Origin of the sequence: [Acidovorax] ebreus TPSY (genome assembly GCF_000022305.1) — a bacterium.
GTDB classification, from domain to species: Bacteria; Pseudomonadota; Gammaproteobacteria; order Burkholderiales; family Burkholderiaceae_C; genus Diaphorobacter; species Diaphorobacter nitroreducens.
The window spans coordinates 2918726-2933753 of the sequence record NC_011992.1; the positions used below are offsets into that span (position 1 = coordinate 2918726).

Genomic DNA, 15028 nt, shown 5'->3' on the forward strand with positions numbered 1-15028 from the left:
CCGGCCCGCGCACAGGCGTCAGTGCGCTGCTGTGGGCTGCGCCTGCGGCGCGTCGCCGTAGCGGGCCTGCAGCGCCTCCACCGGCATGGGGTGCGCGAGCAGGTAGCCCTGGTACACGTCGCAGCCATGCAGCGCGAGAAAGCTGCGCTGTTCCTCTGTCTCTACCCCCTCGGCCACCACTTCCAGATCCAGGTTGCGCGCCATGCCCAGGATGGTCTGCACCACCACATCGTCGCTGCGACTCTCGCCCAGGTGGTGCACGAAAGTGCGGTCGATCTTCAGCCGATGCAATGGCAGCCGCGTGAGGTAGGCCAGTGAAGAGTAGCCCGTGCCGAAATCGTCCACGGCGAAACGCACACCCTTGGTGCGCAGCTGGTGCATTTTGGCGATGGAGTCTTCCACGTCCTCCAGCACCAGGGATTCGGTAAGTTCCAACTCCAGCCGGTGCGCCGGTGCGCCGCTGCGCAGCAAGAGTTGCGACAGCTGCTCCACGAAGTCGGGGCTGCGGAACTGGCGCGCGCTCACATTCACGCTCAGCGACAGCTCGCGCAGCCGCGGCGATGCCTGCCAGCGCGCCAGCAGCTCGCAGGCGCTGGCCAGCACCCAGCGGCCCAGGGGCACGATGAGCTCGCTGTCCTCCGCCACGCCGATGAACTCCGCAGGCAGCACCAGGCCGCGCTCCGGGTGCTGCCAGCGCAGCAGCGCCTCGACCCCCACCACGGCGCCGTCGCGCGTGAACTGGGGCTGCAGGTGCAGCAGGAACTGCCCTTCGCGCAGCGCATCCTGCAGGTCCGACTCCAGCCGCGCACGCGCGCTCAGCGCCACCTGCATGCGAGGGTCGAAGAAGCACACCGCGTTGCCGCGCTGCGCCTTGACCTGGTACATGGCGATGTCCGCCTGCTTGAGTACTTCGGCCGCGGTCTGCAGCACGCTGCCGAACAGCGCGGCGCCCACGCTGCAGCTGCCGTGGTAGCTCTGCCCCGCGATCGGATAGGGCTGCGCCAGCAGTTGCACGACCTTCTCGGCCACGGCGCGCACCTGCTCGCGGGCGCGTTCCGCCTCGGTCGCCAGGCCGGCCAGCAGCACCACGAATTCGTCCCCGCCCAGGCGCGCCACGATGTCGCCCACGCGCACGCCGCTTTCCAGGCGGCGGGCCACCTGCTGCAACAGGTAGTCCCCGATCTCGTGGCCCAGGGTGTCGTTAAGGGTCTTGAAGTGGTCCAGGTCGATGAACAGCACCGCGCCATGCGTGCCCGTACGCACCGCCGATGCGCTGGCGTCGCCCAGCTGATCCAGCAGCAGGCGCCGGTTGGGCAGGCCGGTGAGCTGGTCGTAGAACGCCAGGTGCTCCACCTCGGCCGTGGCCAGCCGCAGGTCGGTCACGTCGTGGTAGATGATGACCACGCCGCCATCGGCCGTGGCGCGCTCGGTGATCTGCACGTAATGGCCGTTGGGCAAAAGCTGCTCCACCCCGCCTCGCGGCGTGCACTGCTGCTGCAGGCGCTCCTCCACCCACGCGCGCTTTTCCTCCGCGCTGGCGCCGGGCAGGTGGTAGTGCACAGTCGTCTCCAGCACGCGGCGAAACGGCACGCCCTCCCCGATGGTGCTGACGAGCCAGGGGAACATCTCCTCGAAGCGCAGGTTCCACTGCACCACGCAGCGCTGTGCGTCCAGCAACACGAAGCCGCTCACCATGGCTTCGAGCGCCTGGTCCAGCGTGGCCTTGGAGCGCGCCACCACCCGCCGCGCACTGTGCATGCGCCGCAAGTACAGGGCGACCACGCTTCCCGCGGCCACCACCGTGGCCGCAAACAGCAGCGCGCCGAACAGCACCGTCTGCGCCTCCTGCCGCCAGCCCGCCAGCGCCGCGTCGCGCGGCAGGCTGACGGTGGCCCACAGATCGGGGTAGATGAGCGGCCGCGCCACCACCATAGCCGGCTTGCCCGACAGCCGTGCGCTGGCCTGCCATGCGTGCACGCCATCGTCCGCGCCGCCTTCCTGCAGGGCCGGCGCTGCGCGCTCCTGGCGCTCCACGGTCCCCTGTGGCGCCTCCACGCCCAGCAGCAGCACGCCTTGCGTGCGCTCCAGCGTCAATTCCATGTCGGGAACCTCCAGCCCCTGCATCAGCACCGCCACCAGCGCCTCCGTCGGCACCTGCGCGACGACCAGCAGCGGCGTGCCGTCGCCCATGCGCAACTGGCGCGCCATGTACAGCACCCGCTCGGAACTGGTAGGACTCACCACGGGTTGGCTGACGGACAGCGTGGCCACCGCGGGCGCGAGGGCGGCCGCCAGGAAGCCTTCGGGCAGCTCCACGCCGTCCAGTTCGCCGGTGGACGCCGAAGATGCCAGCACGGCGCCCCGCGCATCGAGCAGCGCCACGTAGCGCAGCAGGAGGTTCTGCCGCGCCACGCCGCGCAGCAGCGTGTCGGCCCCCACCACGTCAAGGCCCGCACGGTCGCGTGCGCGCAGGGCCAGCAGCTCTTCCGTATGCGCCAACAGCACGTCGAAAGAGAGCAGCGTGCGGTTCATGCCCGCCTCCGCCCCCGCGGCAAAACGGGTGACGCGCGCCTCGGCAACGTCCAGCGCGTCCGCACGCGTATGCCACAGCAGCACGGCCACCGCCACCGCCAGCCCTGCGAGCAGCGCAGCCACCACCCCCCAGGTGATCAGGTGCAGGCGCCTGCCGGGCGTGGGCTTCATGGCTGCACCGGCGCACTCATGCGGCGCGCAGGACCGATGGTGCGATCCCAGATATCGCGGCAGCGGGCTCCGCAGCGCCGGACCCAGCGCGGCAGCACCACGGTGTTGAAGATGGTCTCGCGCCGCGCCTCGTCCTGCGCGCGCACCGGCACCAGCGCCATGGCGCCCTGGCGCCCCGTGGTGCAGCTGGGGCTCCCGACATTGCAGGCCAGGCCCTGCTCGGTCTCGCCCTGGGCATTGAGCCACACGGCCGTCTCCAGCTTGGGCAGCTCGGCCTGCAGCAGCTGGCGCAGATCGGCGGGCAGCGCCTGCCAGGCCGCGCGATTGGCCGCAAACACCGCCATGCCCCAGCTGATGGGCATGGGGTAGAGATAGGCCGCATGTGCGTGCAGACCGAGGATGTTGCCCGACATGCTGGCGGTGACGGCGCATTCGCTGGCGCCCGTCTCCATGCTCTTGACCACTTGCGCGAAGGGCACGCGCTGGGGCTTGGCGCCCAGCGCCACAAAAAAATCGCCCTGCGCGGCCGAGGACACCCGCACATGCCGCCCGCGCAGGTCATCCAGGCCCAGCAGCGGGTCCTTGCAGAACAGCACCTGCGCCGGGTAAACGTAAACCGCCAGCAGCTCCACGCCATGCTCCTCGCGCAGGGCTTTCTCCAGGTACGGACGGAAGGCCGCGAGCGAAGCGCGCAGCGTCGCCAGGTCCGGATTCAGCCCCGGCAGGTCCACGGCGGTGTACTGGGGGTACTGTGCCGACAGGGAGCTCATGAGCACCGTGCCGAAGGGCACCACGCCCAGTTGCAAGAGGCGCAGCATCTCCATGCCGGGAACGCCGGCACGGTCGAAGGGCACGATATCGGCGCGGTAGCGGCCCTCGCTCAGGCGCGGCAAATCGCGCGTCCAGAAGGGCGCCTCCAGTTGCGTGTACTGCGTGACGCCGGCCAGCCCTCCCACCACGCGCAGGCGCAACGGCGGGGCATCGGCCGCGGGCGTGTCCGGCGCGCCGGCGTGCGCGGCCGCGCACAGCAGCGCCGCGCCCCACAGGGCCAGCCGCCCGCGCAGTGCGGGGCAGCGCATCGGTCGTCCCAGCAGTTGCATGCAACACCCTTTCGGCACCTGAGCCCTGCAGCCGCCCGCCCCCATCGCGGCGCGGGGCATGGCGGTCGGTCGGCGCGTTCTCGCCCGTTGTGGTCTGGCGCGTCCCTCAGAAGGTGCCGGGATAGGCACCGCCGTCGGCCAATACGTTCTGCCCCGTCATATAGCCCGCGTGCACGCTGCACAGGAAGGCGCAGATTGCGCCGAACTCCTGCGGCGTACCGAAACGGCGCGCCGGGATGGCGCCTTGCTGGGCGCGGCGCACTTCATCGAGGCTCTTGCCGGTCTTGCCGGCCGCGGCCTGGAGGGTGCCCGCGAGCCGGTCGGTATCGAACTTGCCCGGCAGCAGGTTGTTGATGGTGACGCCCTGCGCGGCAATGGCGCTGCGCGCCACGCCGGCCACAAAGCCGGTCAAGCCGCTGCGCGCGCCATTGGACAGGCCCAGGATGTCGATGGGGGCCTTCACTGCGCTGGAGGTGATGTTGACGATGCGGCCAAAGCCCCGCTGCGCCATGCCGTCCACCGTGGCGCGGATCAGTTCGATGGGCGTGAGCATGTTGGCATCCACCGCGCGCATCCAGGCATCGCGGTCCCACTCGCGGAAATCGCCGGGCGGGGGGCCGCCGGCGTTGGTGACCACGATGTCGAAGTCCCGGCCCGGCCCGCCAGCTATGGAAAAAACGGCTGCGCGCCCCTCTGGGGTGGTGATGTCGGCCGCCGCAGCCAGCACCTTGGGTTGGTTACCATTTTGGCCTCTAACGCCCGATGCCTCTGCGCCAACAGCTATCAAATCAGAAGCGGTGCGCTGCAATTCGCCGGCATTGCGGGCGTTGATCACCACGTTCACGCCCTCGCGCACCAGCGCTTCGGCGCAGCCGCGGCCCAACCCCTTGCTGGCCCCGCAGACCAGCGCCCATTTACCCGCGATACCCAGATCCATACCGTGCTCCATCGCCGCCGGAGGCGGTTCCTGCAAAACAATTTGAAACGATCATAGTGGACACTGCCACACCCGCATCAGGACCACCTCCCGCGTCGAACACCGCGCGGGGTACGAAAACCCGTCCTCCGTCCCAGGGAATGACCATCAACCGAACCGTCAGACGCGCGCGGCCATGACGGGTGTTGCACCGATCATGCTCCTGTGTGCCGCCATGCCAGGGCCCGTGTGCTGGAAGGCGATTCTCTGCGGTGCGCCTGAGCAGCGGCTGCAGCGCCGTCGGGTGTCGCCCAGGCAGCCGGCGCTGGCGTCCAGTACCTGCTCCTTCTGCGTTTTCACCCGATGCGTCGCCGCACCAGCCCGCCACTGTAGACGAGATACACCGCATCGCCCGCCAGGAAGACCGGCGACCGCGGCATCGCAGCGGGCGGGCACCGCGCGGCGGTTGTCGGCGCGACACGCGGCTGCGTAGCCGGCAGCTACGTTGAAGGCAGGCCGGAACGCGCCCCCCACCAAAGCATCCCTCACCCTTCCAACGCTTGTCGCCCAAGCGCCACCAGCGCCCCTTTCAGGAGCATCTGCGCCACTACCCCGTTGCCGCCACGCATAAAAAAAGCGCCCCGGAAAGGGGCGCCTTGCGAGGGGTGCCCTGGCACATGCCAGGGCGGCCATCTGCGTCAGTCCTCGACGAACGCTTCCTCGCGCTTCTTGCTCACCGCGGGCAGCAGCACGATGACCAGCAGCAGGGCCGCGGCCGCCAGCAGGCCGGCAGAGATGGGACGCGTGACGAACACGCTCCAGTCGCCACGCGACAACAGCAGCGCACGGCGCAGGTTTTCTTCCATCATCGGGCCCAGGATGAAGCCCAGCAGCAAGGGAGCGGGTTCCACCCCCAGCTTGTAGAACAGGTAGCCGATGAAACCGAATCCGCCCACCAGCCACACGTCGAACGTGTTGTTGTTGGTGGAGTACACCCCCACCGCGCAGAACAGCACGATGGACGGGAACAGCCAGCGATAAGGCACGGAGAGCAGCTTGATCCACATGCCGATCAGCGGCAGGTTCAGGATCACCAGCATCAAGTTGCCGATCCACATCGAGGCGATCAGGCCCCAGAACAACTCGGGGTTGCTGGTCATCACCTGCGGGCCGGGCTGGATGTTGTGGATGGTCATGGCACCCACCATCAGCGCCATCACGGCGTTGGGCGGAATGCCCAGCGTCAGCAGCGGGATGAAAGAGGTCTGCGAACCCGCGTTGTTGGCCGACTCGGGAGCCGCCACGCCGCGGATGTTGCCCTTGCCGAACGGCACTTCGCCGGGCTTGAGCTTGGTCTTCTTCTCGATGGTGTAGGCCGCGAAGGCCGACAGCAGCGCGCCGCCGCCGGGCAGGATGCCCAGGGACGAGCCCAGGGCCGTACCGCGGATCATGGCGGGGAACATGCGCTTGAAATCCTGTGCCGTGGGGAACAGGCCCTGCACCTTGGCGGCAAACACTTCGCGCTCGTCGTCGGGCTTGGACAGGTTGGCGATGATTTCGCCGTAGCCGAACACGCCCATGGCGATCACGGTGAAACTGATGCCGTCGGTCAGCTCGGGGATGTCGAAGCTGTAGCGGGCCACGCCGGAGTTCACGTCCGTGCCCACCAGGCCCATCAACAGGCCCAGCACGATCATGGCCACGGCCTTGAGCAGCGAGCCCGAAGCCAGCACCACGGCACCGATCAGGCCCAGCACCATCAGCGAGAAGTACTCGGCGGGGCCGAACTTGAAGGCCACTTCCGTCAGCGGGGGCGCAAAGGCCGCCAGGATCAACGTACCCACGCAGCCCGCGAAGAACGAGCCAATGCCGGCAGCCGCCAGTGCCGGGCCCGCACGGCCCGCGCGCGCCATCTGGTAGCCGTCGATCACGGTCACCACGGAGGACGACTCGCCCGGCAGGTTCACCAGGATGGCGGTGGTGGAGCCGCCGTACTGCGCGCCGTAGTAGATACCTGCCAGCATGATCAGCGCGGCCACGGGCGGCAGCGCATAGGTGGCCGGCAGCAGCATGGCGATGGTGGCCACGGGGCCCACGCCGGGCAGCACGCCGATCAGCGTGCCCAGCAGACAGCCGATGAAGCAGTAGATCAGGTTCTGGAACGTAAACGCGACGCCAAAACCCATCGAGAGGTGTTCAAACAATTCCATGGTCTAGATCTCCGAATCAACCCACGATGAAGCTAGGCCAGACGGGGAACTGCAGAGCCAGCCCCCAGATGAATGCCACGTAGCTGCCCACGGCCAGGATGGTGGCCAGGATGAACACTTCCTTGAAGTGGAACTGGTTCCCCGCCAGGCTGGCCACGAAAGTCAGGCCGTAGATGGCAACGATCAGGCCCATGGCCGGCACGCCGAAGCTGGGCAGGCCCGCCAGCAGCACGCCGAACAACAGGTTGGCGGAAATGATGAAGAAGATCTGCTTCCACGCCCACTTGCCGACCTTGTCGCCGTCCACCGTCTCGACCACGGTGGCCTTGAACATGATGGCGGCGCCGATGATGCCCAGCAGAATGCCCAGCATCAGGGGGAAGTAGCCCGGGCCCATGCGGGCGCCGGTTCCTACGCTGTAGGTGGTGGCGCCCCAGGCAAAACCACCGCCGACGACGAGGAACATGAGGCCGGAAAAGAAATCTTTCTGACTCTTGATTTTCACGAATGTCTCCCAAAAGGAACGCGACGGGCGATTGTGGAGTGTCGGGCAGCGCTTCTCGATGTGGATTCCACCTACCGGTGGATACAAGTTTTCCCTAGAGGCAACACCCCCGGAACTGCCCTTAGCACGGCACCGACCGCTGCGCGGCGTCGAAGGTGGCGCGAGGGCCCTGGTCAGGCCGGGCCTGCGCCGCAGGAGCGCGGAAATACCGCCTTCCACCGCGTTGTGAAGGATGGGCGCGCGCCTGGTGAATGCGGCGGAACGGCGCATCTGCTGCGCCGCGATGGCAGAGATCGAGGCGCTACTCCAGCGGCGGGGTGGCGGCGATGACTTCCTCGAACGTGGTCACACCCTCGGCCGCGCGCAGCGCGCCCGCCAGGCGCAGCGGGCGCATGCCGTCCTGCACGGCCTGGCGGCGCAGCGCGTCGATGGAGGGCGATTGGTTCACCTGGGTCTTGAGCGCCTCGCTCACGGTGAGCAGTTCATAAAGCCCCATGCGGCCGCGAAAGCCCGTCATGCGGCACTCCACGCACCCCACGGGCTTGTAGGCGCGATAGCCCCCGTTGATCTTCCAGGGGCGGATCATGTCGGCCAGCGCCTCGGGGTCGGCCGCCTCGTCCACCTGCCGGCAGTGCCGGCACAGCGTGCGCACCAGGCGCTGCGCCAGCACCCCCAGCAGCGTGGCGTTGATGAGGTACGGCGGCACGCCCAGCTCCATGAGTCGCGTGACGGCGCTGGGCGCGTCGTTGGTGTGCAGGGTGGAGAACACCAGGTGGCCGGTGAGCGCGGCCTGCACGGCCATGTCCGCGGTGGCCAGGTCGCGGATCTCGCCCACCATGATCACGTCCGGGTCCTGGCGCATGAGGGCACGCAGCCCTTCGGCGAAGGTGAAGTCCAGCTGCGGCTGCACCTGCGTCTGGTTGAAGCTGGGCTCGATCATCTCGATCGGGTCCTCCACCGTGCTCACGTTCACCTCCTCGGTGGCCACGCGCTTCAGGGTGGAGTACAGCGTAGTGGTCTTGCCCGAACCCGTGGGCCCGGTCACCAGGATGATGCCGTGCGGGCGCTTGACGAGTTGCTCCCAGCGCTGCGCATCGTGCGCGGTGAAACCCAGCGCGTCCAGGTCCTTCACGGCGTTGTCGGGGTCGAAGATGCGCATCACCATCTTCTCGCCGAAAGCGGTGGGCAGCGTGGACAGGCGCATTTCCACCTCGTCGCCACGCGGGTTGCGCGTCTTGATGCGGCCGTCCTGCGGGCGGCGCTTTTCCACCACGTCCATGCGGCCCAGCAGCTTCACGCGCGCCACCATGGCATTGAGCACGCCCATGGGCATCTGGTAGACGGCATGCAACACGCCGTCGATGCGAAAGCGGATCACGCCCTGCTCGCGGCGCGGCTCCAGGTGGATGTCGCTCGCGCGCTGGTCGAAGGCGTACTGCCACAGCCAGTCCACCACGCGCACCACCCCCTGGTCGTTGGCGTCCAGCTGCTTGTTGGTCTTGCCCAGCTCCACGAGCTGCTCGAAGCTGCTGCCCGCGGCGCCGCCGCCGGCCTTCTGCGCCTCGCGCACCGACTTGGCCAGCGCATAGAACTCCGCCGTGTAGCGCGTGATGTGCTGGGGGTTGGCCAGCACGCGCCGCACCGTGCGCCGGGACTGGCGCTCCACCTCGGCCACCCAGTCATGCAGGAAGGGCTCGGCCGTGGCCACCACCACCTCCTTGGAGGTCACCTGCACCGGCAGCACCTTGTGGCGCTCGGCGTAGCTCGCGCTCATGGCGTCGGCCACACGGCCCACGTCCACCTTCAGCGGGTCGATGCGCAGAAACGCCAGGCCGCAGCGCTGGGCCACGTATTCGGTGAGGATGTCCACGTCCAGCGGCTTGCCGTCGCTGGCGCGCAGCATGGCCACGTTGCCCAGCCGCACCAGCGGGTGCTGGCTGCTTTCGGCCTGCGAGCAGCGTGCGATGGTGCGCTGCGCCTGCTCGGCGGTGATCACGCCATCGGCACGCAGCCAATCGACGATGAGCCGCCACTGCAACGGGCCGGTGGGCCCGCCGGCGGCCGTGGGGGGGGATGCGGGCAATGCTTCGGCAGTCATGGTGCGAGTGGCGGCAGAGGTCAGGCGACCGGTTTGAATACGCGCAGCCACTTGGTGGCCGGCAGGTCCCAGCGGGCCTGCACGCTTTCGGCGCGGGCCAGCAGCTCGGCACGTTTAGGCCGCGTGGGCGTGCGCTGGGCCAGCACCACGGTATTGCCCTCGCGCGTGGGCTTGAAGGCCCAGAGCGCGTCGGCGCCAAAGGCCTCGGCGAGCTTGTCCAGGCTGCGCTCGTAGCTGGAGGCGCGGCCGAACAGGTTCACCGTGAGGCAGCCGTCCAGCGTCAGCAGCGCACGGCAGTCGGCATAGAACTCCGCGCTGTCCAGCACCGGCGCAGCGGCCTCATGGTCGTACAGGTCCACCGCCAGCGCGTCCACCGTGCCGTGCCATTCGGGCTTCTTGATTTCCTGGGCCGCGTCGGCCAGCACCACACGCTGCATGGGGCCGTCGGGCGGCAGCTTGAACCAGGCGCGGCAGACGGCCTCCACGCGCGGGTTCAGCTCGACCACGGTGCAGCACATGCGCAGCTTCTTGCGGCAGAACTTGGTGATGGCGCCGGCCCCCAGGCCCAGTTGCATCGCGTGGCGCTTGGCCACGCTGGCGGGCTCCACGAACAGCAGCCAGGCCATCATGCGTTGCACGTATTCCAGTTCGATCTCGAACGGCTGCGCGATGCGCATGGAGCCCTGGATCCACGGCGTGCCCAGGTGCAGATGGCGTACTTCGCCATCATCGGAGACGCTCACCTCGGGCAGTTCGGTGGCGGCGGTTTTCTTGCGGGTCAAATCGTTATACCAATCCAAAAGTCGCCAGGGCCTCGCCCCAGGCGTGCAGTTTTTTCTCGAAGCTCCACGACGCGTTGGCCGGGCTGGTGGACGGCAGGCGCAGCGATGGCATCGGCGCATCTGCCTTCAGCCCCAGGCTGGCGCGCACGGCCTTGGCGTGGCGGAAGCTTTCCCCGCCATTGTGGGCGATGGCGGCCAGCCCCGGCGCGCGGGCATGCAGGCCGGCGAAGTCGTTGACCTGCGCGTTGCGGATGCTGGTATCCAGGCTGCCCTCGCGCTCGCAGGCGGCATACACGTCCCACAGGCCCAGGCCGCGGGCCAGCAGCCAGTCGCAGCGCGCGGCGTACTGGTCGCGGCCCGGCAGCGGATGCTGCGGCCACAGCGCCGCCAGGATGCGCCAGAAGTGGTTCTGCGGATGGCCGTAATACTGCTGCGCGGCGAGCGATGCCACACCGGGGAAGCTGCCCAGCACCAGCACCCGCGTGCCGGAGCCCACCACGGGCGGCAGGCCGACCAGACGACCGGCGGACAGCACTACCGTTTTTTTCTGCGCAGCCACCGGCCCTCCATTACTATTGTTTGTATAGCTGCTTGCGCTTGCTGCATAAGCCTTGAAGCCCGAAAGTAATCAAACCTGTGCCAACAGTTCAGCCAGCCGTGGCAACGCTGCGCAAGCGTTGGCGCGCGTGGCATGGGCCAGTTCTGTGCTGGAGATGCCGCGCAGCTGCGCCACCACCGCACCGATGCGCGGTAGCTGTGCAGGCGTGTTGCGTGCGGGCGGGCGGCCAGCGGCGCGCTCGGCCGCGGTCACGTAGAGCCAGTGCGGCGGAATGTCGGGCGCATCGGTCTCCACCACCAGCGCGTCCAGCGGCAGTTCGGTGGCCAGGCGGCGCAACTGCAGCGCACGGTCGAAGGTGACCGCGCCGCCAAAGCCCAGCTTGAAGCCCAGATCGATGAAGGCCTGCGCCTGCTGCAGGCTGCCGTTGAAGGCATGGGCGATGCCGCCGCGCACCGGCAGCTCGCGCAGCGCCTTGAGCAACTGGTCCGCCGAGCGGCGCACATGCAGGATCACGGGCAGGTCGAACCGGCGCGCCAACTGCAGCTGCACCCGGTAGAAGTGCTGCTGGCGTCCCCTGTCCAGATGGGGCACGAAGAGGTCCAACCCGATTTCGCCGACGGCCACCAGACGCGGGTCGTCCTGGTACTGCTCCAGCGCGCGCGCCAGGGCGGGCAGGTCTTCGTCGCCTGCGACGGGAGTGAACAGGGGATGGATGCCCAGCGCATAGCTGTCGCCGTGGCGGTGCGCCAGGTCCCGCACGGCTTGCAGATTGGCGAGTTCCACCGCGGGCAGCACGCAGTGGGCCACGCCGGCCTGCGCGGCGCGTGCACGCTCGGCATCTGCGAGCGCTGCGCCGCCGTGATCTGCAAATTCATCCAGGTGGCAATGGGTGTCGATCCAGACGTCCATGCGTCGGATCATGCCACCGCACGCCCCCAGCGCCGGCCCGCAGTGTCTCAGTGCGTTTCAGCGCCAATGTCCTGCGGATCGGTCGGCGGCGCATCGGCGCCGCAAGAGCTGCTGTGCCCCATCAGCCCTTCTTGCTCAGCGGGCAGGTGTTCATGCCCAGCAGCGAGTACGCAGGGCAGGTGCCCGCCAGGCCGGTCAGCAGCGGCACCACGCCCAGCCAGCCCCACCAGCCCACGGTGCCCGTGGCCGCCAGGCCGATGAGCACCAGACCCACCGCGATGCGCAGCCCGCGGTCCCAACCCCCAACGTTGTGTTTCATGACACTTCTCCTAGTTGACGAAAAAACGGTACCTCTGCGCAGCGACGCGGCCGCTCAGGGGCAGAAGATGTCCTTGAGCGCAGCCACGAGCTTTTCCGCCGCCGGGTCGGCAATGCGGTAGTACAGAGTCTGCGCGTCGCGGCGGAAGGTCACCAGCCCCTCATCGCGCATGCGCGCCAGGTGCTGCGACAGCGCGGACTGGCTCAGGCGCACTTGCTCCAGCAGCGTGCCCACGGAGGCCTCGCCCTGCTCGATCAGCAGGCACAGCACGAGCAACCGGTGTTCGTTGCCCACCGCGCGCAGCAGCGCGGCAGCGCGCGCGGCGCCCTGCTGCATGAATTCCAGGTCGGCGGTAGTGGCCACCTGCGCTCCTTGTTGATAAATATCTAAATTAACGTATTCTAATTTAGTAGATACTAATAAACGTGTCAACAGCGCCGAGCAGGCGCATTCCTTTCACCACCAGGAGTTCCACCATGACCTCGTCCACCGACTACAAGGCCCTCACGCGCGAAATCTCTAGCAACGTCAGCGAGCTGCGCAACAGCGTTCCGCAGGTGATGCAAGGTTTCAACGCGCTGGGCAAGGCGGCTCTCGCGGGCGGCGCCATCGACGCCAAGACCAAGGAGCTGATCGCGCTGGGCATTGGCGTGGCCGCGCGCTGCGATGGCTGCATCGGCTTTCACACCCAGGCCCTGGCACGCCTGGGCGCCACGCGCGCCGAGGTGCACGAGGTGCTGGGCATTGCGGTGTACATGGGCGGCGGCCCCGCGCTGATGTACGCGGCCAATGCCGTGGCCGCGTTCGACGAGTGCGCCCCCGCGCAAGCGCCCGCCGCGACGGCCTGATTTACTATCGAATATATAGCTGCCAGCGCTTGTCCAACAAGCGCTGGAGGCCGTTTTAGCTCAAAACACCGGAGACCAAGCGCACGACGCGGTCGCACCGCGCGGCCAGCGATTCATCGTGCGTGACCATCACGAAGGCAGTGCCCTGCTCGCGCGCTAGCTGCAGCATGAGGGCGAACACGGCATCGGCGGTCGCACGGTCCAGGTTGCCGGTGGGCTCGTCGGCCAGCACGCAGGCCGGCTGCGTGACCAGCGCCCGGGCAATGGCCACGCGCTGGCGCTCGCCACCCGACAGTTCCGCCGGGCGATGGTGCACACGCTCGCCCAGGCCCACGGCCTGGAGCATGCGCACCGCCCGCTCGATGCACTGCGCGTACGGCTCGCGGCGGATGCGCAGCGGCATGGCCACGTTGTCCTGGGCGCTGAACTCGGGCAACAGGTGGTGGAACTGGTAGATGAAGCCCAGGTGCGCATTGCGCAGGCGCCCCTGCTGCGCGGGCGATAGCGCCTGCAGCGCCTGCCCCTGGAGCGTGACGGTGCCGGCGCTGGGCGCGTCCAGCCCCCCCAGCAGATGCAGCAGCGTGCTCTTGCCCGAGCCCGACGCCCCCACGATGGCCAGCGTCTCGCCGGCGTGCACTGCCAGGTCCACGCCCTTGAGCACGGTGACGTCCAGCCGGCCCTCGGTAAAGCGCTTGGTCAGGCCTTGCGCCTGCAGCACCACTTGCCCATTACTCATAGCGCAGCGCCTCCGCGGGGTTCACGCGGCTGGCGCGCCAGCTCGGGTACAGGGTGGCCACGAAGGCCAGGATCAGGGAAATGACGGCAATGGGCACGATGTCGCTGCTTTGCGGGTCGCTGGGCATCTTGCTGATGAGGTAGATGTCCTTGGGCAGGAAGCTGGCGTTCAGCGCCCGCTCGATGGCGGGCACGATCACGTCGATGTTGAAGGCCACGCCCAGGCCCAGCAGCAGGCCGGCCAGCGTGCCGATCACGCCCACCATGGCGCCCTGCACCATGAACACACCCATGATGCTGGCGGGGCTGGCGCCCAGCGTGCGCAGGATAGCGATGTCCGCGCGCTTGTCGGTCACGGTCATCACCAGCGTGGACACCAGGTTGAATGCCGCCACCGCAACGATCAGCGTGAGGATGATGAACATCATGCGCTTTTCCAGCTGCACGGCCGCGAACCAGGTGCGGTTCTGCTGCGTCCAGTCGCGGATCAACAGGTTGCCCGAGAGGCTGTGCGCCAGCTGCTGCGTGACTTCGGGTGCGTCATGCAGGTTCTTGAGCTTCAGGCGCACGCCAGTCGGCCCTTCCAGGCGGAAGATGCGCTCGGCATCCTCGTGGTGCAGCATCACCAGCGCAGAGTCGTATTCATAGTGGCCCGAATTGAAGGTGCCCGCCACCGTCATCTGCTTGAGGCGCGGCACCACGCCCGCAGGCGTGACCTGGCCGGCCGGGGCGATCAGCGTGACCGCGTCACCCGCGCGCACGCCCAGCTGGCGCGCCAGCTCGCTGCCCAGGATCACGCGGAACTCGCCCGGCACCAGGGCCTTCAGGCCCTCCAGATTCTCGGCGGCCAGGTCGGTCACCTCGGCCTCATGCGCGGGGTCGATGCCGCGCACCAGCGCGCCCTTCATGTCCTCGCCACGCGCCAGCAGCGCCTGGGCGGCGACGAAGGGCGCGGCGCCCACCACGTTCGGATTGGCCCGCGCCTCGGCCAGCGTGCGCGGCATGTCGGGCAGCGCTGCACCGCCCGGCGCGAAGATCTCGATGTGCGAGACCACGCTGAGCATGCGGTCGCGCACCTCTTTCTGAAAGCCGTTCATCACGGACAGAACGATGATGAGTGCCGCCACCCCCAGAGAGATGCCCAGCATGGACACGCCCGAGATGAAGGAGATGAAGCCGTTGCGCCGCGTGGCCCGGCCTGCCCGGGTGTAGCGCCAGCCCAGGGCCAGTTCGTAGGGAATTTGCATGGAAGCGCGATTGTGTCATCGACCCGGGCCCGCGGCGCGGGCCCAGGGCAGCAACGCGCGGCGGCCTCAGCGCAAGCCGGGTGCCGCAGGGGCTGAC

14 protein-coding genes are annotated in these 15028 nt (G+C 68.4%); 1 reads left to right on the top strand and 13 read right to left on the bottom strand.

What is annotated here, in order from left to right:
• Positions 1–18: 18 nt before the first annotated feature.
• The 11 genes from DTPSY_RS13735 to DTPSY_RS13785 form a co-directional block, all read right to left on the bottom strand.
• Entirely contained in the window at positions 19–2703 is a 2685-nt protein-coding gene (locus DTPSY_RS13735) for a bifunctional diguanylate cyclase/phosphodiesterase (protein ID WP_015914067.1), read from the bottom strand.
• The gene (locus tag DTPSY_RS13740) at positions 2700–3782 is read right to left on the bottom strand and encodes a TRAP transporter substrate-binding protein (protein WP_015914068.1); all 1083 of its coding nucleotides are present in this window, start codon (positions 3780–3782) and stop codon (positions 2700–2702) included. The genes DTPSY_RS13735 and DTPSY_RS13740 overlap by 4 nt, the downstream gene beginning before the upstream one ends.
• 127 nt (positions 3783–3909) lie before the next feature.
• Entirely contained in the window at positions 3910–4740 is an 831-nt protein-coding gene (locus DTPSY_RS13745; RefSeq protein WP_015914069.1) for an SDR family oxidoreductase, read from the bottom strand.
• Between the two features lie 677 nt (positions 4741–5417).
• On the bottom strand, positions 5418–6929 hold the full coding sequence (locus DTPSY_RS13750) for a tripartite tricarboxylate transporter permease (RefSeq protein ID WP_015914070.1): 1512 nt from the start codon (positions 6927–6929) through the stop codon (positions 5418–5420).
• 16 nt (positions 6930–6945) lie between these two features.
• Complete coding sequence (locus tag DTPSY_RS13755) at positions 6946–7434, bottom strand: tripartite tricarboxylate transporter TctB family protein (RefSeq protein ID WP_015914071.1); 489 nt, start codon at positions 7432–7434, stop codon at positions 6946–6948.
• 301 nt (positions 7435–7735) lie between these two features.
• On the bottom strand, positions 7736–9532 hold the full coding sequence (tfpB, locus tag DTPSY_RS13760) for a type IV pilus assembly ATPase TfpB (RefSeq protein WP_011806518.1): 1797 nt from the start codon (positions 9530–9532) through the stop codon (positions 7736–7738).
• 20 nt (positions 9533–9552) lie between these two features.
• Positions 9553–10314 (bottom strand): class I SAM-dependent methyltransferase, encoded by a 762-nt coding sequence (locus tag DTPSY_RS13765; protein WP_011806519.1) that lies wholly within the window; start codon positions 10312–10314, stop codon positions 9553–9555.
• 4 nt (positions 10315–10318) lie between these two features.
• Positions 10319–10849, bottom strand: a complete 531-nt coding sequence (locus tag DTPSY_RS13770) for a DNA-deoxyinosine glycosylase (protein WP_103737203.1) — start codon at positions 10847–10849, stop codon at positions 10319–10321.
• Between the two features lie 93 nt (positions 10850–10942).
• A complete protein-coding gene (locus DTPSY_RS13775) occupies positions 10943–11782 on the bottom strand; it encodes a TatD family hydrolase (protein WP_015914074.1) in 840 nt (279 codons plus the stop codon).
• 121 nt (positions 11783–11903) lie between these two features.
• The gene (locus DTPSY_RS13780) at positions 11904–12101 is read right to left on the bottom strand and encodes a YgaP family membrane protein (protein WP_011806522.1); all 198 of its coding nucleotides are present in this window, start codon (positions 12099–12101) and stop codon (positions 11904–11906) included.
• A 54-nt stretch (positions 12102–12155) separates the two neighbouring features.
• Entirely contained in the window at positions 12156–12437 is a 282-nt protein-coding gene (locus DTPSY_RS13785) for an ArsR/SmtB family transcription factor (protein WP_172209352.1), read from the bottom strand.
• Between the two features lie 140 nt (positions 12438–12577).
• Between DTPSY_RS13785 and DTPSY_RS13790 the strand changes: the two genes are divergently transcribed.
• Entirely contained in the window at positions 12578–12949 is a 372-nt protein-coding gene (locus DTPSY_RS13790) for a carboxymuconolactone decarboxylase family protein (protein ID WP_011806524.1), read from the top strand.
• Positions 12950–13004: 55 nt separating this feature from the next.
• Here DTPSY_RS13790 and lolD read toward each other — a convergent pair whose 3' ends face one another.
• Positions 13005–13685: a lipoprotein-releasing ABC transporter ATP-binding protein LolD gene (gene lolD, locus DTPSY_RS13795; protein ID WP_011806525.1), complete on the bottom strand. Its 681-nt coding sequence runs from the start codon at positions 13683–13685 to the stop codon at positions 13005–13007.
• A complete protein-coding gene (locus DTPSY_RS13800; protein ID WP_015914075.1) occupies positions 13678–14931 on the bottom strand; it encodes a lipoprotein-releasing ABC transporter permease subunit in 1254 nt (417 codons plus the stop codon). Before DTPSY_RS13800 ends, lolD begins: the two co-directional genes overlap by 8 nt.
• Positions 14932–15028: the final 97 nt, after the last annotated feature.